This is a genomic window from Alicyclobacillus mali NBRC 102425 (assembly GCF_001570745.1).
GTDB classification, from domain to species: Bacteria; Bacillota; Bacilli; order Alicyclobacillales; family Alicyclobacillaceae; genus Alicyclobacillus; species Alicyclobacillus mali.
Map to the genome: position 1 here is coordinate 53,608 of NZ_BCSG01000007.1, position 25,801 is coordinate 79,408.

25 protein-coding genes and 1 pseudogene are annotated in these 25,801 nt (G+C 62.9%); 18 read left to right on the forward strand and 8 right to left on the reverse strand.

The window, feature by feature from the left end:
• Positions 1-24 precede the first annotated feature (24 nt).
• The 4 genes from AMA01_RS04005 (at position 25) to AMA01_RS04020 (ending at position 5,164) form a co-directional block, all read left to right on the forward strand.
• Positions 25-1,320 carry an MFS transporter gene (locus AMA01_RS04005; RefSeq protein WP_230087974.1) on the forward strand — a complete coding sequence of 432 codons (1,296 nt, stop codon included), beginning with the start codon at positions 25-27 and terminating at the stop codon, positions 1,318-1,320.
• Between the two features lie 69 nt (positions 1,321-1,389).
• Entirely contained in the window at positions 1,390-3,060 is a 1,671-nt protein-coding gene (locus tag AMA01_RS04010) for a bifunctional aspartate transaminase/aspartate 4-decarboxylase (RefSeq protein ID WP_082743949.1), read from the forward strand.
• Between the two features lie 166 nt (positions 3,061-3,226).
• Entirely contained in the window at positions 3,227-4,222 is a 996-nt protein-coding gene (locus AMA01_RS04015) for an FTR1 family iron permease (protein ID WP_067847669.1), read from the forward strand.
• 141 nt (positions 4,223-4,363) lie between these two features.
• Entirely contained in the window at positions 4,364-5,164 is an 801-nt protein-coding gene (locus tag AMA01_RS04020) for a Cof-type HAD-IIB family hydrolase (RefSeq protein ID WP_067847672.1), read from the forward strand.
• Positions 5,165-5,176: 12 nt separating this feature from the next.
• Here the strand turns inward: AMA01_RS04020 and AMA01_RS04025 are convergent, their stop codons facing one another.
• On the reverse strand, positions 5,177-6,241 hold the full coding sequence (locus AMA01_RS04025; RefSeq protein WP_067847674.1) for a phosphodiester glycosidase family protein: 1,065 nt from the start codon (positions 6,239-6,241) through the stop codon (positions 5,177-5,179).
• 88 nt (positions 6,242-6,329) lie between these two features.
• Here AMA01_RS04025 and AMA01_RS04030 point away from each other — a divergent pair, with 88 nt between their 5' ends.
• Complete coding sequence (locus AMA01_RS04030; RefSeq protein ID WP_230087975.1) at positions 6,330-6,893, forward strand: hypothetical protein; 564 nt, start codon at positions 6,330-6,332, stop codon at positions 6,891-6,893.
• Positions 6,894-6,914: 21 nt separating this feature from the next.
• Here AMA01_RS04030 and AMA01_RS04035 read toward each other — a convergent pair whose 3' ends face one another.
• Positions 6,915-8,726 carry a M3 family oligoendopeptidase gene (locus tag AMA01_RS04035; RefSeq protein ID WP_067847677.1) on the reverse strand — a complete coding sequence of 604 codons (1,812 nt, stop codon included), beginning with the start codon at positions 8,724-8,726 and terminating at the stop codon, positions 6,915-6,917.
• A 148-nt stretch (positions 8,727-8,874) separates the two neighbouring features.
• Here AMA01_RS04035 and AMA01_RS04040 point away from each other — a divergent pair, with 148 nt between their 5' ends.
• The 3 genes from AMA01_RS04040 (at position 8,875) to msrA (ending at position 10,457) form a co-directional block, all read left to right on the forward strand.
• Positions 8,875-9,471, forward strand: a complete 597-nt coding sequence (locus AMA01_RS04040) for a DNA-3-methyladenine glycosylase I (RefSeq protein WP_067847680.1) — start codon at positions 8,875-8,877, stop codon at positions 9,469-9,471.
• Between the two features lie 97 nt (positions 9,472-9,568).
• Complete coding sequence (trxA, locus tag AMA01_RS04045; protein WP_067847683.1) at positions 9,569-9,889, forward strand: thioredoxin; 321 nt, start codon at positions 9,569-9,571, stop codon at positions 9,887-9,889.
• 16 nt (positions 9,890-9,905) lie between these two features.
• On the forward strand, positions 9,906-10,457 hold the full coding sequence (msrA, locus tag AMA01_RS04050; RefSeq protein WP_067847686.1) for a peptide-methionine (S)-S-oxide reductase MsrA: 552 nt from the start codon (positions 9,906-9,908) through the stop codon (positions 10,455-10,457).
• On the opposite strand, the gene AMA01_RS04055 is transcribed toward msrA, so the two are convergent.
• Positions 10,429-11,271, reverse strand: coding sequence for an ABC transporter ATP-binding protein (locus AMA01_RS04055; protein ID WP_067847688.1), 843 nt, complete (start codon positions 11,269-11,271; stop codon positions 10,429-10,431). The two genes, msrA and AMA01_RS04055, sit on opposite strands and share 29 nt — an antisense overlap.
• A 92-nt stretch (positions 11,272-11,363) precedes the next feature.
• Complete coding sequence (locus AMA01_RS04060) at positions 11,364-11,897, reverse strand: YceI family protein (RefSeq protein ID WP_067847691.1); 534 nt, start codon at positions 11,895-11,897, stop codon at positions 11,364-11,366.
• Between the two features lie 156 nt (positions 11,898-12,053).
• Here AMA01_RS04060 and AMA01_RS04065 point away from each other — a divergent pair, with 156 nt between their 5' ends.
• The 4 genes from AMA01_RS04065 to AMA01_RS04080 all read left to right on the forward strand — a co-directional run bounded on the left by AMA01_RS04065 (position 12,054) and on the right by AMA01_RS04080 (position 15,458).
• Positions 12,054-12,413: a winged helix-turn-helix transcriptional regulator gene (locus tag AMA01_RS04065; protein WP_067847694.1), complete on the forward strand. Its 360-nt coding sequence runs from the start codon at positions 12,054-12,056 to the stop codon at positions 12,411-12,413.
• A 104-nt stretch (positions 12,414-12,517) separates the two neighbouring features.
• Positions 12,518-13,636 (forward strand): N-acetylglucosamine-6-phosphate deacetylase, encoded by a 1,119-nt coding sequence (gene nagA / locus AMA01_RS04070; RefSeq protein ID WP_067847697.1) that lies wholly within the window; start codon positions 12,518-12,520, stop codon positions 13,634-13,636.
• Between the two features lie 146 nt (positions 13,637-13,782).
• Positions 13,783-14,943: a sulfate adenylyltransferase gene (gene sat / locus AMA01_RS04075; protein ID WP_067847700.1), complete on the forward strand. Its 1,161-nt coding sequence runs from the start codon at positions 13,783-13,785 to the stop codon at positions 14,941-14,943.
• A 53-nt stretch (positions 14,944-14,996) separates the two neighbouring features.
• Complete coding sequence (locus AMA01_RS04080) at positions 14,997-15,458, forward strand: MarR family winged helix-turn-helix transcriptional regulator (protein ID WP_067847703.1); 462 nt, start codon at positions 14,997-14,999, stop codon at positions 15,456-15,458.
• Here AMA01_RS04080 and AMA01_RS13525 read toward each other — a convergent pair.
• The gene (locus AMA01_RS13525) at positions 15,359-16,141 is read right to left on the reverse strand and encodes a DUF2071 domain-containing protein (protein ID WP_231862811.1); all 783 of its coding nucleotides are present in this window, start codon (positions 16,139-16,141) and stop codon (positions 15,359-15,361) included. The genes AMA01_RS04080 and AMA01_RS13525 overlap by 100 nt on opposite strands.
• 111 nt (positions 16,142-16,252) lie before the next feature.
• On the opposite strand from AMA01_RS13525, the gene gluQRS reads away from it, so the two are divergent.
• Positions 16,253-17,236 (forward strand): tRNA glutamyl-Q(34) synthetase GluQRS, encoded by a 984-nt coding sequence (gene gluQRS / locus AMA01_RS04085; protein ID WP_067847705.1) that lies wholly within the window; start codon positions 16,253-16,255, stop codon positions 17,234-17,236.
• Positions 17,237-17,281: 45 nt separating this feature from the next.
• Entirely contained in the window at positions 17,282-18,736 is a 1,455-nt protein-coding gene (locus AMA01_RS04090) for an aldehyde dehydrogenase family protein (protein ID WP_067847708.1), read from the forward strand.
• 81 nt (positions 18,737-18,817) lie between these two features.
• On the opposite strand, the gene AMA01_RS04095 is transcribed toward AMA01_RS04090, so the two are convergent.
• Both AMA01_RS04095 and trmB read right to left on the reverse strand, forming a co-directional pair.
• On the reverse strand, positions 18,818-19,795 hold the full coding sequence (locus tag AMA01_RS04095) for an aldo/keto reductase (protein WP_067847711.1): 978 nt from the start codon (positions 19,793-19,795) through the stop codon (positions 18,818-18,820).
• A 59-nt stretch (positions 19,796-19,854) separates the two neighbouring features.
• A complete protein-coding gene (trmB, locus tag AMA01_RS04100) occupies positions 19,855-20,505 on the reverse strand; it encodes a tRNA (guanosine(46)-N7)-methyltransferase TrmB (RefSeq protein ID WP_067847714.1) in 651 nt (216 codons plus the stop codon).
• A gap of 113 nt (positions 20,506-20,618) precedes the next feature.
• Between trmB and AMA01_RS04105 the strand changes: the two genes are divergently transcribed.
• A complete protein-coding gene (locus AMA01_RS04105; RefSeq protein WP_067847717.1) occupies positions 20,619-21,155 on the forward strand; it encodes a cysteine hydrolase family protein in 537 nt (178 codons plus the stop codon).
• A gap of 5 nt (positions 21,156-21,160) precedes the next feature.
• On the opposite strand, the gene AMA01_RS04110 is transcribed toward AMA01_RS04105, so the two are convergent.
• On the reverse strand, positions 21,161-22,405 hold the full coding sequence (locus AMA01_RS04110) for a WD40/YVTN/BNR-like repeat-containing protein (RefSeq protein WP_067847721.1): 1,245 nt from the start codon (positions 22,403-22,405) through the stop codon (positions 21,161-21,163).
• Between the two features lie 135 nt (positions 22,406-22,540).
• On the opposite strand from AMA01_RS04110, the gene AMA01_RS04115 reads away from it, so the two are divergent.
• The 3 genes and pseudogenes from AMA01_RS04115 to AMA01_RS04125 form a co-directional block, all read left to right on the forward strand.
• Positions 22,541-23,443, forward strand: a complete 903-nt coding sequence (locus AMA01_RS04115) for an SGNH/GDSL hydrolase family protein (RefSeq protein ID WP_067847724.1) — start codon at positions 22,541-22,543, stop codon at positions 23,441-23,443.
• 94 nt (positions 23,444-23,537) lie between these two features.
• Entirely contained in the window at positions 23,538-24,791 is a 1,254-nt protein-coding gene (locus AMA01_RS04120; protein WP_231862812.1) for a multidrug effflux MFS transporter, read from the forward strand.
• Positions 24,788-25,801: pseudogene (locus AMA01_RS04125) on the forward strand (DNA helicase UvrD); the annotation flags it as partial. The gene AMA01_RS04120 and the pseudogene AMA01_RS04125, both read left to right, overlap by 4 nt.

The following is a 25,801-nucleotide window of genomic DNA, read 5'->3' on the forward strand; positions in this document are numbered from 1 at the left end:
CGGCCGTGCGCGGGGGGATGGACGATGGTGGGACCGCGAGACGAACGCGCATGGGACCAACGTGGACGCCCGGTGTCCTGGCAAAGGACGCTTTGGACGATGTGCGCCGTCCAAGCCATCATGATGATGGCTTTTTCAAGTATGAACCCGTTTCTGGCACTGTTCATCGGTCAGTTGGGCGTTCACAACCCACGCGCCATCGATTTATGGGCCGGCGTCGTCGCAAGTGCGAACTTTCTCATGTCCGCCATCATGTCGCCTGTGTGGGGCTCTGTCGCGGATAAGCGCGGCAAAAAGTTGATGGTGATGCGGACGACCCTCGCCATTGCCATCGCCACCAGCCTGATGGGATTGTCCCGAAACGTGTACGAGCTTCTCTTCATTCGCATGTTGCAAGGAGCGTTCAGCGGATTTTCTGCATCCGCCAACGCGCTCGTCGCGAGCACCATCCCCGAGGAGCGGCTGGGTTTTGCCCTCGGCTGGCTTTCGACCTTTGCCATGGTCGGGAGCCTCGTGGGCCCTCTCTTGGGTGGTGTGCTCGTCGACACGTTCCATGACAATTATCGCATTGTGTTCTACCTCACGGCCGCGTTCGCGACGACGGCGTTCCTGTTGACCTGGGCGTTGATTCGTGAGCCGAAAACATCGCTTCACGAATCGAAGGCGGCAGGCCGCCGCATGGGGCTTATCGGCCAGTTCAAGGCTGTGCGCGATCTCCGCACCGTGCAGGTGATGTTCTTCGTCCTCTTTGCCGCGCAGTTTTCCGTCATGAGCGTACAACCCGTTCTGCCGCTCTATATCCGGGAGCTTGTCGGCAGGAACGCACAGCTGCTCGGCGTGATCGGCACGCTATCCGGGGCCTGCTTCGCTGTCACCGGCATCGCCGACCTCATCTTCTCGCCGTTTCTCGGCAAGCGAAGCGACCGCATCGGGTACCGCAAAGTGCTGTCGATCTCGCTCGTTGGCGCGGCCCTCTGCTATATCCCGCAGGCGTTGGCGCCGAGCGTGTGGGTGTTCATGCTCGGGCGGTTTCTCCTCGGTGCATTCATCGGAGGGATTCTTCCCACTGCGAATGCGCTCGTGGGCCGCATGACGCCGAAGGAGATGCGGGGGCGTGTCTACGGGCTCACAGCAAGTTCCACTTTTCTCGGCAGCTTCGCCGGTCCCCTCATCGGAGGAGCTGTGTCCGCAGGTTTTGGAATTCGCGTCATGCTTGCGGCTGTGATCTTGCTCTACTTGGTCAATTTCGCGTGGGTTCGCTGGCGCGTTCCGGAGTGGCGAGATGGCGAGGAGACGAACGGGGCGCATACCAGCTCGTGATTCCGGGGAGCATGGAACAGAAAAACGTGGACGGCTTGGGTTCGTGGTCCGGGAAGAGGAGGATGATGGGTGGAAAAGTCAAAGGGTCAACCTGGGGCACTGCGCCTTCCGCACGACGTGGCTTCTCGCCGCGCTCTGGAACAGTCGTATGAAGCCGAAAGTCCCTTCGAGCTGCGGAACGAGCTCCTGGCTCTCGCTCGTCGGCACGACCGCAAGCGGGCACGCGCCATGCTCGACGCAGGACGAGGCAACCCCAACTGGATTTCGGCGGCTCCGCGCGACGCCTTCTGGCTGCTCGGCCAGTTTGCCACGGACGAGGCGCGCCGCGTGTGGCAGGAGGGCGATCTCGCCGGCATGCCTCACCCAGACGGGATCGGTCAGCGCTTTGAGGACTTCGCACAGCGCCATGCCGAGGTCCCCGGCTGTCAGGTGCTGCTCGAATGCCTGGATGCCGCCGCGCAGCGCGGCCTCGATCGCGACGGACTCCTGTACGAATTCGTGGACGGGGTGATCGGCGACAACTACCCCACGCCCGACCGAATCCTGCCTTATGTCGAGCGCGTCCTTGCTCACTATCTCAGTGAGGAGATTGGCGCTGGTCGCGTGCATGCGGGCGATTTGCAGCTCTTTGCGACGGAGGGTGCGACTGCGGCGATGTGCTACGTATTCGACTCGCTCGCGGCAAACGAGCTTTTGCCACCAGGCGCGAAGATCGCCGTCATGGTACCCATCTTTCCGCCCTACATTGAAATCCCCGCACTTCACCGATACCGGTTTGACGTGGTCGAAATCCGCGCAACGGGCCGCGACGCGTCCGGGGAAACCACGTGGCAGTATCCTGAGGATGAGTTGCGCAAGCTCGCCGATCCGTCGGTTCGAGCGCTGTTTCTTGTGAACCCGTCCAATCCGCCGTCCGTCGCGCTGAGCCCCGAGAACGTCGAGACGCTGGTCGACATCGTTCGCCATCACAATCCAGATCTGATGATCATCACGGACGACGTGTACGGCACATTCGTCGAAGGCTTTCGATCGCTCGCCGCTGAACTTCCGGAAAACACGCTGCTCGTGTATTCCCTGTCCAAGCACTTCGGCGTGACCGGCTGGCGGCTGGGCGTCGTCGCGCTGCATCGCCAGAACGTATTTGACAAGCGCCTTCAGCACCTGCCTGGCGAGGTGCGGGACCGCCTAGGTGCCCGGTATCGGATTCTTTCGCCCAAACCGGATGCGCTGCCGTTCATCGACCGGATGGTCGCGGACAGCCGCCAGGTGGCCCTCAATCACACGGCAGGATTGTCCACGCCACAGCAGGTACAGATGGCGCTGTTTGCGCTCCACGCGCTGACGACACGCGGCAAGCAGTACAAGGCGCAGGTGCGAGGGATTTGCCACAGGCGAATGGGGCGACTTTACAGAGCATTGGGCGTGGAGATGCCCTCGCTTCAGCGCTGGGCCGAGTATTACACCGAAATTGATCTCCTGGCTCTTGCGCGACAGCGGCATGGCAGCGACTTCGTCGAACACCTTCAGAGCGCGTATGAACCGGTCGACATCCTGTTTCGCCTCGCGGAATCGTCGGGGATTGTCCTGCTGAACGGAGGCGGATTCCACGCGCCCGCGTGGTCGGTGCGCGTTTCGCTCGCGAACCTTCCCGACGACGCGTACGACATCATTGGCCAGGAGATCGTCGCGGCCCTGGACGCTTATGCGCTTGCATGGAGGCGTGGAGAGCGCGTGACTTGAGGCATTCGGATTGCGCTCGGTCCGCGCGCGTGTTTGATCCGTATTACAAAATAAATTTTTATGATCAAACTCTTGCGATTGGGTTCGTCTAACTTGTAGAATACCTCCTAGAAAGTTGACTCCGGGAGTCAAGTATGCGGCGCCGCACATCTAGGAGGATGTTGGAATGTCCATCGCACTTCGGAATATCGGTTGGAAGCGAGCGGTCATTTGGGCATGCGCTGCCGCCGTGATGGCCGTGCTGGTCTGGCAGAGCGTGACGGCAGGTGGCAATCCGGATCCGACGAGCCACAATATCGGGCGCGGAGCGGCCGTTGTGGATACTGGCATACTCGTCTTCCGCGAGGGGCTCGAGACCATCTTGGTTCTTTCTGCTATCACGGCGAGCCTCACGCGGGCGGGACAAACCTATTGGCGACCCATCTCGGCGGGCGCGGGACTCGCGTTTGCAGCCACGCTTCTCACGTGGTTCGTCGTCGTGGGCGTCATCGCGCTCGTGGGACAGACGGCACCTGAGCTGTCGATTCAGGCCGCAACCGGCCTTTTGGCCATCATCGTCCTGCTGATCGTGATGAACTGGTTCTTCCATCGAATCTACTGGACGGGGTGGATCAGCTACCACAACCGCAAGAAGAAGGAGATTATCGATCAGGCGGAACAGGGCGCACAGGCGAGATCGCTCGCATATCGCGGCCTTGTGGTGCTGGGGTTCACCTCGGTGTACCGCGAAGGGTTCGAGGTGGTGCTGTTCCTGCAAAACACGCGCATGCAGCTGGGATCCGGTGTGGTGGTGATGGGCGCCGGGATCGGCCTGGTGTTGACGCTCATGGTGGCCGTTCTCACGTTTTTCGCCCACCGGAAGCTGCCCTACAAGCGCATGCTGGTTCTGACGGGCGTCATGCTCGGGGCGGTGCTGCTCGTGATGGTGGGCGAGCAGGTTCAGGAGATGCAGCAGGCGGGCTGGCTGCCATCCACCGAGTTGAACCTTGGCATTCCAGACTGGGCGGGACTGTGGTTCTCCTTGTTTAACAACCTGCAGAGCATCGTCGCGCAAGCCCTCGCGGCTGTCATCGTCATCGGCTCATACTTTGGCGCGCAGTACCTCCGCGTCTGGCGCCCGCGCCGCCACGCCGCCCGAAGCGCGCAGACGCTCTCCGAATAATCCGAGGTCCCAAGCGTCTATGTCCAACAGGCACTCACGTCCAGCGCGTGGGTGCTTTTTTCATTTGATTGTTGTAGCGACACGTCCCGGGTTCGCACCTTATGTTACCATGAGGTCAGAGAGAGCTAGGAGGGAGAGGCTATGGCCATTCGCTTCGCGTTTTTCGACATTGACGGCACGCTGATCGATGATCGCCGCGAGCTTTCGCCGCGCGTGGATGAGGCCCTGGCGGCGCTGCGGCAGCGAGGTATCGAAACCGCCATCGCCACCGGCCGCGCGCCGGATCAACTGCGCCCCATCGCCGAGCGGCTTGGTTTTGACAGTTACGTGTGCTGCAACGGCTCCTTGGCCGTGTACCGCGGTGAAAAGGTTCTGGCCAGGGCGGTGCCGCACGATGTGATGGACTCGTTCATCCAGTGCGCCGAATCGAGCGGCTATCCCGTCGTCGTCGCGGGAGAGGCGGCGTGTTTCGCCAATCGGCCTCATCACCCGGAGATTCGGGAGGCATATCGGTTCTTGGGACTGCCGAGCGAGCCCGTGTACGATCCCGCCGCGTGGAAACGGGAAGACGTGTATCAACTCTATCTCTTCTGCAAGCCGGGACAGGAGGCACCGTTTGTCGAGGCGTATCAAGACTCGCTGCGGTTCATTCGGCCCCATCGCTTTTATCTGGATGTGTTTCCCGCGGGGGTGTCCAAGGCGACCGGCGTGGAGGCCATCCTGCGCCGTGCGGGCTGCGACAAGGAGGACGCCTTGGCGTTCGGCGACAGCGAAAACGACGTCGAGATGCTTGCCTACGTGGGCACAGGCGTCGCGATGGGAAACGCAGCCGAGCCGGCGAAGCGCGCGGCGAGGCGCATCACGGCGTCCGTCGACGAAGGCGGTATCTTCGCCGCCCTCGTCGATCTCGGCCTGATGGAAGAGGAACCAGTCCGGCCGTGACGGACCGTTGGATCAATTTCGCACCACCACAATGGCTGTGGCGAGCGCGCGCTTGGGCGTCGTGAGATAGCGACCGTCGTACCAGAGTCCTACCGACGATCCGCCATCCAGGTTCATGGCGTTCCAGAGTCCGAGGGACTTCGCGATGGATGCCTCTTGCCACACGTTGGCCCCGTGGATCGTCAGAAAGATGAGGTGGCCCGCGCGGTCTGTCCCGACGACGGACCGAAGCGTCTCCGCGTCCAGGATGTCGGGCGCGTCGAGCCCTTCGAGCGACGGTTCGACGTCAATCCGTCCGCTGTCTATGAGCATGGGGCCGGCTCCAATGGCGTTGGGATACGCGGCGAACGGCACTGGTTTTTGGCCTGGCAGGGCCAGCACCGTGTCCGTCAGGACGGCCGGATCGCCTACGTGAACGCGCTCGGCGATGGTCGTCGCGGCTTCGCCCGCGCCGAGTTCAATGTCGTAACCGCCGGGCGGAATCGGGGCCTCACCGCGGCGCACCGATGTCACTTTGCCGCCTGTCACCTCGGCGACCAGGGCGTGCGGATCGCGCGTCTTGGGGCCGAAATAGGGCGTCAACACGTCCACGCGCATCGGATCCGTGCTCAGCCGATTCAGATACCAGGGCCACGTCTGCGACGTGGAGCTCGATGGATCGAGCACGTCGAGCGAGAGGGATTCCTTCGCGCGGAGCATCGTGGTCTGGCCGCTGTTGCCGAAGCCGAGCAATGTTCCGCTGGCGTTGAACACAAATGCGCCGTTCAGCTCGAGTGCACCCGCAGGGAAGTTGTCGCTGCCAGCGTCAAAGAACGTGCCGTTGATGGCCGCGACAGCATGGTTCTGGGCGGCGATCTCGGCGAGCGTCGCCGTTGTGCCCAGTTGGTCGTTGGCAATGGCGGGCTTGGCCTCGATGCCAGGCGCGCGCAGGTCGATGACCAATTCCTGCACGGTCTGACCGTCCACCGTGAGCGAGCGAGTCACGATGGGATCCGTGGAGCGAGCGGCGTGAGCGCCCACGGCGGGCGCAACTGTGTTCGTCGCGTATGGCTGCGAATGGATGTCAAAAGGCAGCAACGGACTCTTCCTTTCATGTCCAGTCTGATGGTTGGCGGCGCATGGCTTCCCGGCGCTCGGCGCATCTTGACCGCAAAGGGGCGTGGTCATGATGATTTGGAAACGCGTTTGTACGTGGGCATGTGGATGGGCGACGTCGTTCCTGCTCGTCTCGGGCTGTGGCACAGCGTCACACGGGGGCGCGCCTTCCGCTTCGGCGCAGGGCCATCGCTCTTCCCCCTCCAGCGCATCAGGGACTGCCGTCCAGAATCGTCACATCCTGCTGGAGCCTCTCCCACAGGGCGTGCGGACGACGACGGACCTGTACAATTGGTTGCTCAACCAGCGCCTCGCGCAGATGGACAACCCAGCGCAGGGCGAGATCTGCCTCGATTCGGCGTGCAAGGTGGCTGCCACCGTGTTCTCCGGGCCAACGAAGTCGAAGGCTGGGACGCCGCTCGCGCTGGTGGCCTTCGAGCCCCGCACTGGGTGGCACGTCCTCGTTGGCCCGCTGCCGCAAGCGGATAATCCGCCTCGGCAGGCGCAATTGTTGAACGCGCGCCTAGACAACTATCCAAGGCCACAAGGCGTTTGCGTGGTGGACGGCGGCGAGATGGACTGGTACTGGATTGCGTCAGGGCACCTCCAGGTGATGCGCCAGCCGCGGACGTAGCGTCCGCGGCCGGGCACCTTCTCAGGACACCCTGCTTGCGAGTTGAACGAATGTGTCGAGATCGCGCAGGGCGAAATCGATGGAGCGCTGCCAGAAGTCGGGCTTTGTCAGATCGGCGCCGATGTGTTTTTTCGCCAAGTCCTCGACGCGCATGCGCCCAGTGTCGCGAAGCAAGTCCACGTACCTGTGGGCGAAGGACGCGCCTTCTGCAGAAGCGATGGCGTGAATTCCCGTCGAAAAGAGAAAGCCGAACGTGTACGGGAAGTTGTAGAACGGCGTACCCGTGATGTAAAAATGCAGCTTGGACGCCCAGAAGTGCGGATGATACCTCCGAAGCGCTCCTCGGTACGCCTCTTGTTGGGCTGTCATCATCAGTTCGTTCAGCCGCTCCACTGGCACGTAACCGCGCTTCCGCTCTTCGTAAAACCTCGTTTCAAACAGAAATCGGGCATGAATATTCATGAGCATGGCGGCGGCGCGCTGGAGCTTGTCGTTCAACAGTGCAAGCCGTTCGCCGTCGCTCGAGGCGGCTTGGATGGCGGCGTCGGACACGATGGCCTCGGCAAACGTCGATGCCGTCTCGGCCACGTTCATCGCGTATCGGGTCGCGAGATAAGGGAGATCGCGCATCACGTGCTGATGGTACGCATGGCCAAGCTCATGCGCGAGCGTCGCCACATTGCCCGGCGTGCCGGAGAAGGTGACGAAAATTCGCGACTCTTTGTGCATCGGGAAGCTCGTGCAAAATCCGCCCGGCCGCTTCCCTGGGCGATCCTCGGCTTCAATCCACCGGCGCTCGAAACAGGTGTCGGCAAACGCAGCCATCTCGGGGCTGAACGCGGCAAACTGATCCACAATGAACCGCCGCGCCGATTCGTAGGAGACGGACTGACGGGCCGCGCCAACCGAGAGCGGAGCGTCCACGTCGGCGAACGAAAGTCGTTCGACACCAAGCACTCGGGCCTTCGCCGCCAAATAGGGAAGAAGCCGCTCCTGGTTGCGTGCCACCGCGTCCCACATGGCCTCGAGCGTTTCCCGGGACATCCGATTGATCTCGAGCGGTTCCTCGAGCACGGAGTGCCAGCCTCGCGCTTCGTACACCTGCAGGCGAAAACCGGCCAGGTGATTGAGTGCATCGGCGCATAGATCGGCCTCACGGGCCCACGCCGCCTCCCATACGTCAAAGAGCTTGTCGCGATCGCGCTGATCCGCTTGGCTCATTCGGTTCGCCAGCTGGCCCATCGACACGGTCTCCTTGCGCCCGTCGCGCTCGATGTCCACAGCCATGCGGCCGACGATGGTATCGTACAAATGTCCCCATGCCGCATATCCATCGGCTGTAAGCCGTGCGATGAGCCGCTCCTGTTCCGCGGGCAGGCGCCTTTTGGAGCGCTCGATTTGCTCTTGAATGGCTGGCGCGAGTGGCGCCAGTTCCGGAGCCGTCATCAGGGACTGGACGGTCTCTTCGCCGGCCTGGCGAAGTCGCTCGTCCAAAAGCGCTATGGCGCTGGCGAGCGTGGCTCCAATCCGATTGATGCGCGTTTGCAGCGTCTTGGCCTCCGTATCGTGGACGTTCTGCGCTGCGAGGCAGGAAACGAACGCCCCAGCTTCTCGGAGACGCTTGGTCAAGTCCTGCATGGTCAGGATCACGGCCTTGAGGCCCATGTCGGGGCTCTGCATGGCTCCCGGCGTGTTTTGCAAGACCATGGAGAAGGATGTGACGTTGGTCTCCAAATCGTCGAGAAAGTCTCGAAACGCGGGCGAACGGCTCCCGCCTTCGTACAGGGACTCGAGATCCCACCGCTGTTGTTCGCTCACGAGATCGCCTCCCATGACGGATTATACCGCTTACCCCAGTGCGGGAGCTTGTTTCCATCGAATCTCCTCTTGGACGTCCGCATTCACTTCGCGGCATGGATCATCGCGCCGCGATGCGCCACAATGAGCAAGGATGGGCCGACGGGGCAAAGGAGGGTGCGCCATGCGGCGGTGCAAGTGGGCGGGATCGCGAGAATTGTACGTGCGATATCACGACGAAGAGTGGGGTGTGCCCCAGTTTGACGATGGCGTGTTGTTTGAGTTTTTAACGCTGGAAGCCGCGCAGGCAGGTTTGCAGTGGTACCTGATTTTGTCGCGCCGAGAAGCTTACCGACGGGCGTTCGCGGATTTTCAGCCTGAAATCGTGGCACGCTATGGTGAGCAGGACGTCGCCCGGCTTTTGGCGCCAGATGCCGGCATCATCCGTAACCAGGCGAAGGTGGAAGCGGCCATTCACAACGCGCGCGTGTTTCTTGAGGTCAAAGAGGCGCATGGATCCTTCGCGAACTGGTTGTGGAGGTTTGTGGATGGCAAGCCTGAGGTGCATTGCTTCGCGCGCGAGGAAGATGTGCCGGCGACCTCGCCGCTCGCTGAACGGGTGAGCCGCGAGATGCGCGCGCTCGGTTTTCGATTTGTGGGCCCTGTGATGGTGTACGCCTATCTGCAGGCCGTGGGCGTGGTGCTGGATCACGTGGTCACGTGTTTTCGATACGAGCCACTCCGTGCACTGGCGCAGTCGCTCGCACGCGAACCTCGTTAAGCAGGTCGACGGGAGACGCGTTCAAGGCAGCGTTTGACCAGCAGCCCACAAAAATGGTACTATAAAAATGCAAGTAAGTACCTTGGGGGGTATTCCAATGGCCACAATGACGTTGACAGACGCCAACTTCCAAGAGGCGATTCAAGCCGATAAACCCGTGCTGGTGGACTTCTGGGCGGCGTGGTGTGGTCCTTGCCGCATGATGGCGCCGGTGCTCGAGGAGTTCGCAGAGTCGCACGCAGACAAGGTGACCGTTGCCAAGCTGAATGTCGATGAAAATCCCGAGATCACCAGCCAATTCGGCATCATGAGCATTCCGACCCTCATCCTGTTCAAAGGCGGCCGGCCTGTCAAGCAACTGATTGGGTACCAGCCGAAGGAGCAACTCGAGGCGCAGCTCGCCGACGTGCTTCAGTGAGGGAGAGGCGAATCGGATGACGTCCGAGGCGCGGGAAGGCACCGGTTATGAACGGGCCACGTTCGCTGGCGGATGCTTCTGGTGCATGGTGAAACCATTCGACACGTGGCCTGGGGTCGTGTCCGTGGTCTCCGGGTACACCGGGGGCCACGTCTCGAACCCGACCTATGAGCAGGTGTGCTCTGGGACGACGGGCCACGTGGAGGCCGTGCAAATCACGTATGATCCCCACCAGATCGCATATCAGCAGCTGTTGGATATCTTCTGGCGTCAGATCGACCCGACAGATCCAGGCGGGCAGTTTTATGATCGCGGCTCGTCTTACAAGACGGCTATCTTCTACCACACGGACGAACAGCGCCGCTTGGCTGAAGCGTCCAAGGCCGCATTGCAGGCCTCGGGCCGTTTTCAGAAGCCCATCGTCACGGAAATTCGACCGGCGGGCCCGTTCTACCCTGCGGAGGATTATCATCAGGATTTCTACCGGAAAGAGCCGCTGCATTACGAGCGGTACCGCCGGGCCTCAGGTCGCGACGCGTTCATCGCGGCGCATTGGGAGCCGAAATGACCGTTGGGTTGAGGTCGGCGTCTGAAGAAACGACCGTTAAGAAGGCACGATAACCCTGCCACACCGTGCGCACGGGGACATGAAAGGTGCGCGACAGCACCTCGTCCGTGAGCACGGACTTTTTTTCACCACAGGCCGCCACGCGGCCCGCATCCAGCGCGAGCACGTGGGTGATGGCTGGAATCATTTCTTCAATATGGTGCGTGACATACAGAAGCGCAGGCGCGTCCGTTGCGGCAGTTATCATGGCGTTCAATGACATCAAAAGGTCTTCACGCGCTCGCACGTCGAGTGCCGTGCAGGGTTCGTCGAGGATGAGAAGCGAGGGCCTTGCCATGAGCGCACGCGCGATGAGGACGCGCTGTTTTTCGCCCTGGGACAGCGATTGAAATGGGCTGTCGAGGACGTGTGTGACGCCCAAATCGCCAGCCAATTCGCGCGCTCGCTCCCATTGTTCCGGTGTCGGCTGTTCCCACAGTCCGAACGACGAGAAGGCACCGCTCACAATGACCTCCAGCACCCTGTCACTTGCCGCGTCACGTTCCAGCCTCTGCAACAGCGCATAGCTAACCCATCCGATCCTCTTGCGAACTTCGCGGAGGTCCACCCGGCCGTATGTCTGCCCCAAAACCTGCACCTGTCCCCGCGTCGGCCATTGATAACCTGTGATAATCTGCAACAGTGAGGTCTTGCCGGAGCCGTTCAGTCCGATGAGCCCCCAATGTTGTCCCTCAAGAACTTCAAACGATACATGATCCAGAATCGTGCGTTCATTTCGAATCCATGTCACGTCCGAAACGGAGAGAATCGCCATGCCTGCCGCCTCCTTGCTGTCTCTAAATCCTAACACAAAACCGGCCGCAGACCCAATCTGCGGCCGGTCCATCGATGCCTCGCGCTTGGACTTTACTGCGCCTTGGCGGCTTCGATTTCAAGTTCGATCTTCACCTCGTCGCTGACGAGCACGCCGCCCGTCTCGAGCGCCGCGTTCCACGTGAGGCCGAAGTCCTTGCGGTTGATTTTTGTTTGAGCGGTGAAACCGGCCACTTCTTGACCCCATGGGTTCTTGCCCATGCCTTCGTAGGTCACATGGAACGTGACAGGCTTGGTTACGTCGCGGATGGTGAGGTCACCGGTCATGTCGTAGCTGTTGGACCCGGTCTTGACGGTCTTGGTAGCCTTGAACGTCATATGGGGATACTTCTCTACGTCGAAGAAGTCAGCTCCGCGCAAGTGGTTGTCCCGGTTTTCATCGCGCGTATCGATGCTGGCGACATCCACCGTGAAGTCGATCTCGGCGGTCGTCAGGTCCTCCGGGTCTGCGAGCACTGTTGCGGAGAATTTTGTAAAATGGCCACGCACCGTGGTGAACATCATGTGTTTCACGCTGAAACCAATGCTGCTGTGACTTGCGTCCACATTCCAAGCTACTTTCGCCATACGTCAACCTCCCGATGAATAGCTGTGCGCCCGAATGAGCGCATCTGCCTGCTCTTATTATTCATCAGTGATGAAAAAATGATAAGTAGGAACTTCGAAGTGCTTTGGTATACTTGAGGTAACTTAGGCTGAGCGAAAGGCAGGGGGTTCATCTCCATGTCGTCCGGCTATGTCGGAGATTCGCCCTGTTCGGCTGTCTCCACGCTTCAGGTGTTGAGTGGCAAATGGAAGTGGCTCATTTTGTACCACTTGTTTCAACACCCGTCGCTGAGATTTTCGGAACTGATGCGCAGCATTCCCGGCATCACGCAGCGCGTGCTCACCAAACAACTGCGCGAACTGGAGGACGAGGGTATCGTCGAGCGCACAGTTTACCCTGAGATTCCTCCCAGGGTGGAATACGCCATCACGCCGTATGGGCAGTCGCTGCGGCCTATCCTGGATTTAATGCATGCGTGGGGAATTGAGCATCTGCGCCGCAAGGCGGAACGGGAGGAACAAGGCTCGCCGCCGTGACAGCCTGCGGCCTGTTGTTGTGTACCCCGGCGCTTGGCGCAGTTGCTGTGTCAAGCTGGTCGGGTTGGATGCCCTCCTGGGTGGGAACGATGGAGGTGACGCGGATGCGGGCCATCATCCGCGGGTCGATACACGGTCGGGTCCAGGACGTGATCGTCGAAGATGGCTGGATTGAACGCATCGGTGACGCAGGCGTTGGCGAGCGGACGGGCGCTCGGCTCGTGGACACGGCGGGGCGCTTGCTGCCTGGATTTGTCGACGTGCACGTGCATGGAGGCGGCGGCGCGGACGTGATGGATGCCTCGATGGAGGCGTTTGAGCAGATTGCGGCGACACACGCCAAGCACGGGACGACCTCGCTCCTCTTCACGACGGTGGCCGCGCCGGACGAGGACCTGATGGCGGTTCTGTCCGCGTGGAGGCATCCGGCGGATTGGCACGGCGCGGACGTGCTGGGGTTCCATCTGGAAGGCCCGTTTATTCACCCTGACAGGCGCGGCGCACACCCCGTGGAGCACCTGCGCGCGCCTTCACCGGAGGTCCTGCGGGCCTACGCGGCGGCGGGCCCCGTCCGTCTTCTCACCTTGGCACCCGAGCTACCGGGCGGCGAGGAGACCATCCGGGCCGCGCGGGAGCTCCGGATGGTCGTGTCGCTCGGTCACTCGGCGGCCACGTATGACGAGGCGATGCGAGCGTTCGATCTCGGCGCCCAGAGCGCGACGCATCTGTTCAACGCCATGGGCGGCCTTCACCATCGGCAGCCCGGCCTCGCCGCCGCGGCGCTGGATCGTCCTGACACCGTGGTGGAACTCATCCTCGACGGCGTCCACGTCCATCCGGCCGTCGCGCGCCTGGCTGTCCGCATCAAGGGGCGCCATGCGGTGATACTTGTGACCGATGCAGTGTCGGTAGTGGACATGCCAGAGGGCCGATATCGGTTTGCCGGGGGCGAATTGCTCTTTCGGGATGGAGAGGTGCGGAGACCCGACGGAACGCTTGCAGGCAGCGCGTTGACCATGGAGCGCGCGGTGCAAACGGGCCTTCGGCACGGCGTGTTTCGGCCTGAGGACGTGCCAGATGTCGCCGCCGCCAACGCCGCGCGCCTCCTCGGCGAGCGGAGGGGCCGCATTGCGCCAGGCCATCGGGCCGATCTCGTCGCGCTATCGGACGAGGGCGCCGTCACTCATACCATCGTCGGAGGCCGGGTGGTGCATCGCGCGTAGCCGTCGCGCCTGCCAGGCGATCTCGACCTCGCCACTGCCACGCGCCCTCGCCAAAACGGGGGTGCGGTGATACAATGTACATAATCTCTATCGGTTTACTTCATCATGGCGATCTCGGCCGATCGCCTGAATTGGGAGGAGTTTAGGTGTCTGTGACCGAGCGTGCATGCGAGGCGGTGCTGGAACATCTGGTGCCACGTGAGCAGGAGGAAGAGGCCCGGCGGTCCTGGTCCGCGCTGAAGGCTGTGCAGTTGGACGAGATCGCCGTGTCGGATCTATATCAGCTGGGGATTGGCGCATTTTCCCCGCTCGACGGATTTGTCTCGCAGGAGGATTACCACTCGATTGTCGAGACGATGCGCCTTGCCTCGGGGCACATCTGGTCCATCCCGGTCACGTTGCCTGTTTCGGAGGACGTGGCGGGCACACTGCGGCTCGACGAGACAGTGGCGCTCGTGCGGCCAGACGGCGTGGTTTGCGGGCGCATGACCATCCGGCACATGTATCGCCCCGACCGGGACCACGAGGCGGAGCAGGTGTATCGTACGAAGGATGTGGAGCACCCCGGCGTGAGGCGGCTCTACGAGCGCGGGGGCGTCTATTTGGGAGGTCCGGTGGAAGTCTTGTCGGACGAGCGCGTGGACGAGTTCACGCCTTACGCGTACACGCCCAGGCAGACGCGCGCCGCGTTTCATGAGCGCGGGTGGCGCACCATCGTCGGGTTTCAGACTCGAAATCCCGTGCACCGCGCGCATGAATACATTCAGAAGGTGGCGCTCGAGGTGGTCGACGGGCTGTTCCTGAACCCGTTGGTCGGCCCCACCAAGGCGGACGACGTCCCGGCCGACGTGCGCCTGCGCGCGTATCAGGCCATTCTGGAGCACTACTACCCGCGCAATCGCGTGTTTTTTGGCGTGTACAAGGCTGCGATGCGCTACGCCGGCCCTCGCGAGGCCGTGATGCACGCATTGGTGAGGCGGAACTTCGGCTGCACGCACTTCATCGTGGGGCGCGATCACGCCGGGGTTGGCAACTACTACGGTACCTTTGACGCGCAGCGCATTTTCGACCAGTTCGACGTTGCGGACCTCGGCATCACGCCGCTGTTCTTTGATAACGCGTTCTACTGCCGCAAATGTCAGGGCATGGCGACCGCCAAGACGTGTCCGCATAGCGACGACGATCACGTCACGCTCTCGGGCACCAAAGTGCGTCAAATGCTGCGCGAGGGCATCGCGCCTCCACCGGAGTTCAGCCGGCCGGAAGTCGTGCAAGTTCTGATGGAGTATTACTCGAAACAGGCTTAAACTAGACAGTAGGCCCATGCGGGCACAGTCAATGAGCTTGGAGGCTTGTCGCGATGACGGAACGACCGCTCCTCAGTCTGGACGAACATCTGTGCTTTGCCGTGTACGCGTGCGCCCGGGAGACCATGCGGCTCTATCGATCGTTTCTGGAGCCGCACGGCCTCACGTTCCCCCAATACATGGTGCTGGTTGCCCTTTACGAACTCGGCGCATGCACGGTGAAAGCGCTCGGGGAGCGGCTTTATTTGGATTCCGGCACGCTGACGCCGCTGTTGAAGCGCATGCAGGAGAGCGGCCTTGTCGACAGGCGGCGAGACGCGGACGATGAGCGGAAGATGTGCGTGTCGCTGACCGAGAAGGGAAGGGCGTTGCGAGAGGAACTCGGCGCCGTTCCCGACTGCGTCAAGGATCAGATTCACGACCTCAGGGACGAGGAAATCGTGGAGCTTCGGGCGGGCGTGCGCTCCTTGCTGGAGCGCATCCACCGCGCCAACGAGAGCTTGTCCGTCGAATGAGTCGAGACAGGCGACGGCCGGGGCATACCGATGCGGGCTGTGCGCGCTTCCGCTGAACAGGCGAATATCGGCTCGCCGTTGCACCCATAGATCCGGAGGAGTCGAGCTTGTCCGACGCGCGCTTCCGCTGGCTGAATTCTCCATGGTCGGTGGACCAGGCGAGTCAAAAGCGTGGTCCCAAGACAGTGGGAAAACAGCGCATACCGGTTGAGAAGCCAGGCTTCGAGGGAGTGTGGCGCGGGTTCATACCACGGCATGTGGCTGCCGGCCCGGCGAAAGCCGAGGGAAAGCGCCGGTCCTGCGCCGGCCCCGCTGATCACGCCGACGCTGAGGCAGTCCCCTTCTTCCAACACGGCCATGCCCGCTGGCTCGAACGGAAGCGCGTAAGCCAGCTTTCCGAGCCGCGCAGGCCACGGTCGACTCGTCTCCAAGCGGAGGAACAGCACGCCCGGCTCCTCGCCGCGGCGGACGTAGGTGCGAATGTTCAGTTGCCAAAACCTGCGCATGCCGCGTATGGGCGGCAGGCCCCGAAGTCGGAACGGATCCACCGCAAACACCACCGCGCTGACGTACGCGTGCCCGTCGAACCGGTCCAGTTCCAGTCCGGGCGGGACGTGACGCATGAGAACGCGAGGTTCGACACGCCAGTGCGCCATGGCCAGGTGCCGCCACGTTTGTTCCACACACCATGCCTCTTCCATCGTTCGTCTCCCCCTCATCGATATCATGCGCGAGGATGCGCGAGACATCACCAGCAAGTTTTGCTAACATGAAAGCGAAGAGAGGTGTGCCGGTTGACACCCTCGTACAAAGGTCGATTTGCGCCGAGTCCCACCGGTTATCTGCACGTGGGCAACGCGTGGGTGGCCGTTCTCGCCTGGCTTGACGCGCGGCGAAAGGGCGGCGCGTTCATCCTGCGGGTCGAAGACCTGGACGAGGCGAGATCCCGCGATGCCTATCGACAGGCAATGATCGAGGATTTGCGCTGGCTGGGCATCGATTGGGATGAAGGCCCGGACGTGGGCGGGCCCGCCGCGCCGTACGAGCAACGCCTACGGCGCGGGTTGTACGAGCAGGCGCTTGCGCGGCTCCGGGAAGCGCGCGAACTGTACCCGTGTTTCTGTGCGCGATCTCGGCTTTTGTCCATCGCCTCGGCGCCACAAGGGCTTTTCTCCGATGAACCGCGCTACGATCGCCGCTGTCTGCGACTTTCCGACGCGGAACGGGTGGAACTCGCGGCGGTGAAGCAGCCGTCGCTTCGCCTCCACGTCCCCGACGAGGCGCTCGTCACGGTGGACGATCGCCTGCTCGGTCGCACCACCGCTCGGCCAGCCGAAGGCGGCGACTTCGTCGTCCGCCGGGCGGATGGCGTGATGGCCTATCACCTCGCCGTGGTCGTCGACGATCACGCCATGGGCGTCACCGACGTGATCCGCGGCGCCGATTTGTTTCCGTCGGCGTTTCGCCAGGTGTATCTCGCAGCGCGATTGGGCTATGCGCCGCCGCGCTACGCGCACGTGCCACTCGTGGTGGACGAGGAAGGGCGGAGGCTCGCGAAGCGCCACGGGGACCTCTCGCTCCGCGCCCTTCGGCAGGTGGGCGTGCGGTCCGAGCAGCTCGTCGGGTTCCTTCTGTGGCTCGCTGGGCAGCTGGATCGTCCTGAGCCCGTGCGCCTTGCCGAGGTGACTCACCGGTTCGATCTCGCCCGGTTGCCCCGTCACCCGGTCGTATGGAGAAAAGCGTACACGGCGTGGCTTCAGGCGCATGCCGACTTGTAGGCGAGGAAACGCTGTGCAGAGAATGTCATGCGGGAGGATGAAACCGTGAGCAAAGCGATTGAAGTGGGGAAGACCCATCTGTTCATCGACGGCGATTGGGAGGAAGCGGCGCGCCACGTCGAGCTGCGGAGCCCATACAGCGGAGAGCCGCTGGCGATGATCGGTTACGCGTCGCCGGAGCAGGCGGCGCGGGCCATTGAGGTGGCCGCGCGGGCGCAAAAGTCGTTTCGCAAGGTGCCGGCCTGGCAGCGGGCGCAGATCCTGCGCAAGGCGGCGGATATCATCGCCGACCGAAAAGAAGAGCTCGCAGAGACCATCGCGCGCGAGGCGGCCAAGCCCATTCGGGCCGCGCGGCAGGAGATTGACCGGACCGTCGAAACGTACCGCTTCTCGGCCGAGGCGGCCAAGTCTATCCATGGCGAGACGGTGCCCATGGACGCCGCGCCTCGCGGAGAACACCATGTGGCCTTCACCATCTGGGAGCCGCTCGGCGTCGTGACCGCCATCACGCCGTTCAACTTCCCGATGAACCTCGTGGCGCACAAGGTCGGTCCGGCCATTGCGGCAGGGAACGCGATTGTGCTGAAGCCGGCCGAGCAGACGCCGCTTTCGGCCCTGGTACTCGGGCACATCTTCCAGGACGCGGGCCTGCCGCCAGGGGTTTTGAACATCATCCCGGGAGACGGCAAGGAGTTGAGCGAAGTGCTGACGACGCACCCGGACGTCGCGTTTGTGACGTTCACGGGCAGCCCGGCGGTGGGCAAGCTGATTCGCCAGCAGGCGGGCCTGCGGCGCGTGACGCTGGAGCTCGGATCGAATTCGCCGCTCGTGGTGGATGATGGCTTCACCGCGCATGAGTTGGACAAGTTGGCGGCCGAGATCGTCCAGGGCGGATTTTCGTACAACGGACAGGTGTGCATTTCGATTCAGCGCGTGTACATCCACGACGCGGTGTACGACGAGCTGGTGGAGCGGATGGTGGCAGGCGCGAAGGCGCTCAAAGTGGGCGATCCGCTCGACGAGGCGACGGATGTGTCGGCGCTCATCAACGAGCAGGCGGGTGCGCGGCTCAAGGCTTGGCTGGATGAGGCCGTCGATCGCGGCGCCAAGGTGCTTGTCGGGGGCCGGATTGAGGGCAACCGCATGGAGCCGACGGTGGTGACGGGCGTGCCGCTCGATGCGAAGCTGTGCACGGAGGAGGCGTTTGGGCCCATCCTGATCGTGGAACGGGTGTCGAGCTTCGGAAAGGGGCTGGAACTCGCGAACCGAAGCAAGTTTGGGCTAAACGCGGGCGTGTTCACGAAGCGGATGGATCACGCCATGCTGGCCATCGAGACCGTGCAGGCGGGTGCGGTGCTCATCAACCAGGTGCCGACGTACCGCGTGGATCACATGCCGTACGGCGGCGTGAAGGAGAGCGGCGTCGGACGCGAGGGCGTGCTGTACGCGATGTACGACATGATGGAAAGGAAGCTCGCTGCCATTCGCACGAATTTCTGAACATCTGAAGGGCCAAGACGCCGGGCCCGCGGGGAGGAAGTGAGCCTCTCCCGTGGGCCCTGTGCCTGGTTTGGGACTCCATCAGTAGGCCCCGCGGATGTGCGGAAGGACCTCGCTTTCGTAGAAAAGGCGCAGTTTCGTGCGCTCATCCGGGGAGAAGGGCGGGACGTCGAGTGCCGCCAGGTTGTCCTCCACCTGGCGCCGGTTTTTAAAGCCCGGGATGGCGCAGGTGACCTCGTCGTGATCCAGGATGAAGCGGAGCGCGGCTCGCGTCATGTTGCCGCGTCCTTCGCCGATCCAGCGCAGCTTCTCGGCCAGCTCGAGTCCCTTCGCAAACCCGAGGCCGGCGAACGTCTCTCCCACGTTGAACTGTTCCCCGTGTTCGTTGAACGAGCGGTGGTCGTCGGGATCGAAGCGGTGATCCGGCTTGAACTTGCCGGTCAACAGCCCGCTCGCAAGCGGCAGTCGCGCGAGGATGCCGACGCCTTGCGCCTTGGCCTTGGGCAACAACTCTTCGGCCGGTTTCTGGCGGAAGACGTTGAAGATGACCTGCAAGGCTCGCACGCCAGGGACTCGAAGGCACAATAGCCCTTCTTCGACCGTCTCCACGCTCACGCCATAGTACCTGATCTTCCCTTCCGCCTGCAGTTTGTCCAGCACCTCGAACACGGCGCCATCGCGGAGGATCTCGGTGGGCGGACAGTGGATCTGGTACAGGTCGACGCAGTCTCGCCGAAGTCTGCGCAGGCTTCCTTCCAGGAAGCGGCGAACCGAGGGCTCGCTGTAGGTGGCCGGATCGTGAATGTCGCCCGCTCGGCAGAACTTCGTGGCGATATAGATTTCGTGTTCGCGTCCCCTCGTGGCCTTGGCCAGCAGTTCCTCACTCCGGCCGTCTCCGTAAACGTCCGCCGTATCAAAGAAGTTCACGCCCGCGTCCATCGCGGCGGCCAGCCCGTCGAGGGCGTCTCGCTCGTCCACGCGCCCCCAGGCGCCACCGATGGCCCAGGTTCCAAAGCTCAGTTCACTCACTTGTAATTCGCCCAACGGCCGGTACTTCATTCGCTCGCCTCCATCAGAATGCGGTTTCACTACGGGGCGCCCGAAGTGGGCGCCCGGCGTTACCGAGCCGGGCGAGCCCGCAGATAGTAGATGGGCTGTCCCAGCTGTCGGAACCTCGTCTCGTACTCGGTCTGCACGTATTTGCCCGACAGCGTCTCGGCGGGATCGCCTGAAGGGAATCCCCGGTCCACTTCTGCGATTTCCCAGCCACTCGCCCGGAACGACTCGAGCGACCACTCGAACAACTCGGGGTTGTCGGTCTTCTGTTCAAGCCAGGCTTCGGGCCGCATCCACTGCGCGTACCACGCGAGCTTGGCGGGTGCCGTCAGGCGGCGCTTGTGATGGCGCTTTTTCGGCCAGGGATCTGAGAAATTCAGATACAGCCATGCCACCTTTGGTTCCCTCCACAAGGGGCCAAAGTGCTCGACGTCTCCGACGAGAAACGAGAGATTGTCGAGGCCGTCGAGGGCGGCACCGTAGGCCGCTTTCGCGGCGACTGCCAAGACACGGTCCACGCCGACGAAGCGCGTCGTGGGATGCAGCCCGGCCATCTGGCGGATGAATCCGCCGCGGCCACAACCGATTTCGAGTGCGATGGGCTCGGTCAAGGCGTGATACCACGCGGCGGGATCGCCCTGATACCCGTCGAACAGGTGATCACGGCCGACTTCCAGCCACTTCTCGAGGCGATGCCCCGTGCGAAAGCGCATCTTGTCTCCCTCACTTCTCGCTCGATGGTACAAAAGACCTGCCGGCCAATGCAAGCGAGGTGACGCCCGTCCAGGCGAACGGGTACAATGAAGCCCAAAGGGGGCGAATCCTCATGGGCGAAGCGCTGCTCATCGTCGACATGTCAAACGATTTCGTGCACGACGAAGGGACTCTGACGGTCGGAAAGCCCGGCCAGGCCATCGTGCCCTACATCCTTTCTCTCGCGGACCGCGTGCTCGCGTCGGGAGGCATTGTGGCCGTCTGCATGGACGAGCACGATCCGGACGATCGCCACTTTCGCGACTGGCCTCCGCACAACGTGCGAGGCACGTGGGGGCAACAGCTGTACGGGGACCTCGGTCCTTGGTACGAGCGGCACCAGGAGCATCCCGACGTGTGGTATGTGCCGAAGCGCAGCTACAACGCGTTTTTTGCCACGGGGCTCGGTGAGCGCCTGCGCCATCGCGGCGTGAAGCGCGTGCACGTGTGCGGCGTGTGCACGGACATCTGCGATTTTCTCACCGTTGCGGGCGCGTATGACGAGGGGTTTCACGCCGTGGTGCACAGCCAGGGATGCGCCACGTTCACAGATCTCGGGGAGATCTTTCTAGAGCACATGCGGCGCCTGTTTCACGCCGAGATCGCTTGACAAGCTCAGCCCAGAGGCTGCCATGTATCGCCTGCGTCCGAAGACTCGTAGAGGGTCGGCGCCAGGCGATTGTCGAGCGCGACGAGGAACAGCGCGCTGGGCGAGGGCGATGACAGGCTGATAGAAGCGGCGCCCGCGATGCTCGCAGGCAGGCCAGATGCGGTCTGGCTGTACCAGGTCTGGCCCCCGTCCGGGCTCACCATCCACGTCTGCTGCCCGGACTTGTCTTCGAGCGCGGCGAGATCGCCAGCGGGCGAGGCGCACATCGCTTCCAGATTGTCGACGCCAATTTCAGCTATGTCCCAACTGGATCCGTAGGACGAATTCATCACCAGGAGCTGCGAGGCGGAGCCCACCTGGATCTCGACGGCGAGTTGGAGCGACTGTCCCGGGCCGGCGGTCGCGAGCTCGACGGACGGGGTCGCGCTGATGGCGCTTGGGAGATCGATGTTCGTGGGTTGCCAGTGGGCGCCGCCGTCATTCGTCTCGACAACGTCCACCTGCTTGTCCACGCTGTCAACCACCGCCAAGACGCCGGTCTTGCCGTTTGGTGCAAAGGACATGGCGGCGTGCACGCCGTTGTGTGGGAGGTCACCCGCCGACGTGGCGACGAGCTGCCACGAGTTCCCGCCGTTCTCCGTTCGATATAAGTATTTGGCCGCGACGCCGTCGTACCCGCCGCTTTCAAAGAGCATCCAGCCGAGCCTTCCGGCCATCCACTGGCCGGCAGCAAACTGAATGGCGTCTACCGGGAGCGGGAGGGCTGTCACGCGCCAATGCCGGCCGGCGTCCTTCGTGATCCACACGAGCGCCTTCTGTCGGGTGACGCTCACCAGCGACCACATGGTGGTAGAATCGACGACGGCCGTGATATAGTGTGCACCGCCTGGCCCATACGCGCTGATGTCGTCTGTCGGGAGGTTCGGCAGGGGGACCGATTTCCACGTATGCCCGCCGTCTGCCGTCTCGTACATGACAAAGCGGCGCCCTCGATAGCCCCACAGCAGACCGGTGCGAGCGGTCAGCATGCGCATGTGCAGGTCGATGGCGCGCAGGCTCGAGGCCAACGTTGCGACCTGCGCAGTGGCACTTGAGGCAAGGCGCACGCCCTGCGCAATGGACGCCTGCTCGTCCGATGGCACTTTCGTTGTCGCAAAGACGCGCGCATGAGCAGGCGCATGGATGCCGCAGCCCGATAGGCCGAACAGCACAACCGCGATTCCAAATCCAACGAACGCTGACGGGCGCATGCTTCCCCCTCCTTCGACCCGGGCCTGCTGCGGTCGAGCATCTCGGTCCATTGTGATCTATCATGAACAATAGGCGCTTTGCAGCCGGAACACAAGCGAAGCAATGCATTCCACCTGTGGAGAGGAAGCAAGGCCATGCCGGCACTCGGACCGTGGTTGACGGCGCTCGGCGCCATGACGCTTATCTCGCATCCAGTTGCAGAGCACACCCATCTTTCGTCTGGCTATCAAATGACGGACATCGCCGCGACTCAGGCAGCGCGCGTGGTCTCGACGCCTCAGCGGGTCAACACGCTCGTAGCGCTTGGAGACTCCATCACGTTCGGCTACAATCTTGGCAACAACCGCGCCCCGTCTCCGCTCGCGTTTCCGTATCTCATTGCAAAAGAAGAAGGCTGGCGCGCCGTCGATCTCGGCGTGCCCGGTTGGACGTCCGGAGACCTGCTGCAGGCACTCAGGACCGACGCCGCCATGCGCGCCGATGTGGCCGAGGCTCAGGTCATCACGGTGGATATCGGCAGCAACGATCTCCTGCTTCCTGCACTCGCCATGCTGCCGAAGGGCGCAGATTGGGCGAGGGTGACCCCGACGGCGTCGCAAGCGGCGACCTTGTCATCGGAGCTTGCGCAGGGCATTCAAGACGTGCACAGCCATCTCGCGGCCATTCTCGCCTTGTTGCATCGATACAATCCGCGCGCGACGGTCATCGTCTACGACCTCTACAATCCCTTTCCGGCTACGGACAAGTGGCTGTATCAGACCGCGGAGACCGCAATTGTCGCGGCCAACGCGGCGATCGCGGCTGATGCGGTTCCTGCTGGCGATCCCGTCGCCGACGCGTACGACACCCTGACTCAGCCATCGGTCGACATTCTTCCGCACGACGTGCACCCGACCGCGCTCGGGCAGCGCCTCCTGGCGGAGGCCGGGGAACAGGCCCTCGCCATGGCTCCCATGGCCAAGGCCGCGGCCACGCCGCAGGGGCAAAACGCCATCCTGCAGTGGCTCGGCGACGCGCTCGCCAGCGGTACATGGTGATGTACTGCCCCGACAGCACGAGTTCTAAAAGCCACGCTGGCATCTGCGAACAGACCCTGGCAACATCATCGACACCCATGGGAGGGGAGAGTCTGTGAAATCGGACGTGGAGATTAAGACAAACACCCTGGTCCAGGCGCCCACTTCCTTTGGCGCCCGATTTCGCCTTGCGGCGCTTTTGGGAAGCCTGACGGCGATTGCGCCGTTGTCCATCGACATGTACCTGCCGGCGCTTCCCTCCATGGCGCGCGATCTTCACGCGGCCACTTCCGTCGCCCAGCTCAGCCTCACGGCGTGTCTTCTGGGCTTGGCGGTCGGCCAACTGTTTGCAGGGCCTTTGAGTGACGCGCTTGGGCGCAAACGCCCGCTCCTCGTGGGCCTGGGCTTGTACCTGTTGGCTTCCTTCGCGTGTGGCCTGATGCCAAGCGCGTGGGGGCTTGTCGCCGTGCGCGTGGTGCAGGGGCTGTGTGGATCGGCTGCCATCGTCATCGCTCGCGCCGTCGCTCGGGACTTGTTCAGCGGCGTCGAACTGACGCGCTTCTTTTCGCTGCTCATGTTGGTGAACGGCGTGGCACCGATTCTTGCGCCGGTCATCGGTGGCCAGCTGCTCCGCTTCACCAACTGGCGTGGCGTGTTTCTCATTCTGGGATGCGTGGGTTTGGCTCTATGGCTCTGGTCGTTCGCGGGGCTCCGCGAGACGCTCGAAGTGGAGCGACGCAACCGGGCAGGACTCGGCGGCGCCCTGCGCGCGTTTGGTGTGCTGTTTGGCGATCCCGTCTTCGTCGCCTACGCGTTTTCCCAGGGGCTGGTGTCGGCGGCCATGTTCGCGTACATATCGGGATCGCCGTTCGTGCTCCAGGACATCTACGGACTTTCGCCGCAGGCGTTCAGCGCGTGTTTTGCGGCGAACGGCGTCGGGATCGTCATCGCGTCTCAGATCTCAGGGCAATTCGCCCGGCGCATCGATGGCCGCAAGATCTTCCGCTTTGGCGTCATCCTGGCGGCGCTCGGGGGGCTCGGCCTGCTCGCGAGTCTCGTACTCAACTTCGGGCTTTACGCCATACTGCCTTCACTCTTCGTGCTCGTGTCCTGTGTCGGCATCGTGAGCACGCTCGGGTCGTCCCTGGCCATGCAGCATCATGGCAGGCAGGCCGGGAGTGCGGCAGGGCTTATCGGCGTGTCGCAACTGATGCTCGGCGCCGCCGCCACGCCGCTCGTGGGCCTCGGCGGAGCGCATGACAGCCTGCCCATGGGCGCCGTGATCGCGGTGGCCGACGTGGGCGCGCTCGTCTGGTACGCGGTCTGGTCCATCGTCATCGTCCACCGTGAGAGGGAGGTGATGGCATGAGCGAGACTGGGACGCCGCCTCGCCCGGCGCTGAATCCGTACGAAGAGGAGCGACAGCACCTGGCGAGCGTACTGGAGATCATTCGCCGGGCGCTCTCGTCAGGGCCCAGAATGCCGGTGCGCGACGGGGAGGACGAAGACGCGGATGAGGCGCTCACCGCCGATGTCGTGGCCGACGTGGCTGTCGCCGAAATGGCGGACGAGCGCCGCCACCAACTCCGCAGGGCTCTGCGCGATCCGTATTTTGGCCGCATTGACTTTCAGCCAGTGGGAGACGAAGCTCAGAAGTTCTACATCGGAAAGCAGGGGATCGATCACCCGTCGACCGGGGAACGCGTCGTCTTGGATTGGCGCGCTCCAGCCGCGAGCGTGTTCTACTCCTTCACGGGCCAAGGGGACGAGGCCCGCTACGAAGCCCCTGGCGGCGAGGTCCGCGGAACGGTATCGCTCAAGCGCAACATCGTTGTGCGCGACGGCGATCTCGTCCGGGTCGTCGACAGCTACGTGAAGGGGAAGACCCAGGCAGGCAGCGTCGACGAGTTTTTGCTCTACCGTCTCGCTGATTCCAAGGATAGCCGTTTGCACGACATCGTGGCCACCATTCAGGCCGAGCAGAACGAGGTCATCCGCGCGGACAAAAACGTGCCCATCCTCATTCAGGGCGTGGCCGGAAGCGGAAAGACCACGGTCGCCCTGCACCGGCTTGCCTATCTGTTGTATCAGCACCCAGAAAAGCTGCGCGCGGACAAAATGGTCATCTTTGCGCCTTCCGCGATGTTCGTGGACTACATTTCCGAGCTTCTGCCGGAACTCGGCGTGGGAAATGTCCAGCAGACCACCTTTGCCGCGTTTGCGCTCCGCGTGTTGGATCACGTCGTGCTTCTGCCCGATCCCGCCAAGCGCCTCCGCGAGCGGTTCGCCCTGCGGCCGTCTGAGGCGTACGAGGCGTACGAGGCGTACGAGGCGTACGAGGCGTACGAGGCGTACGAGGCGTACGAGGCGTACGAGGCG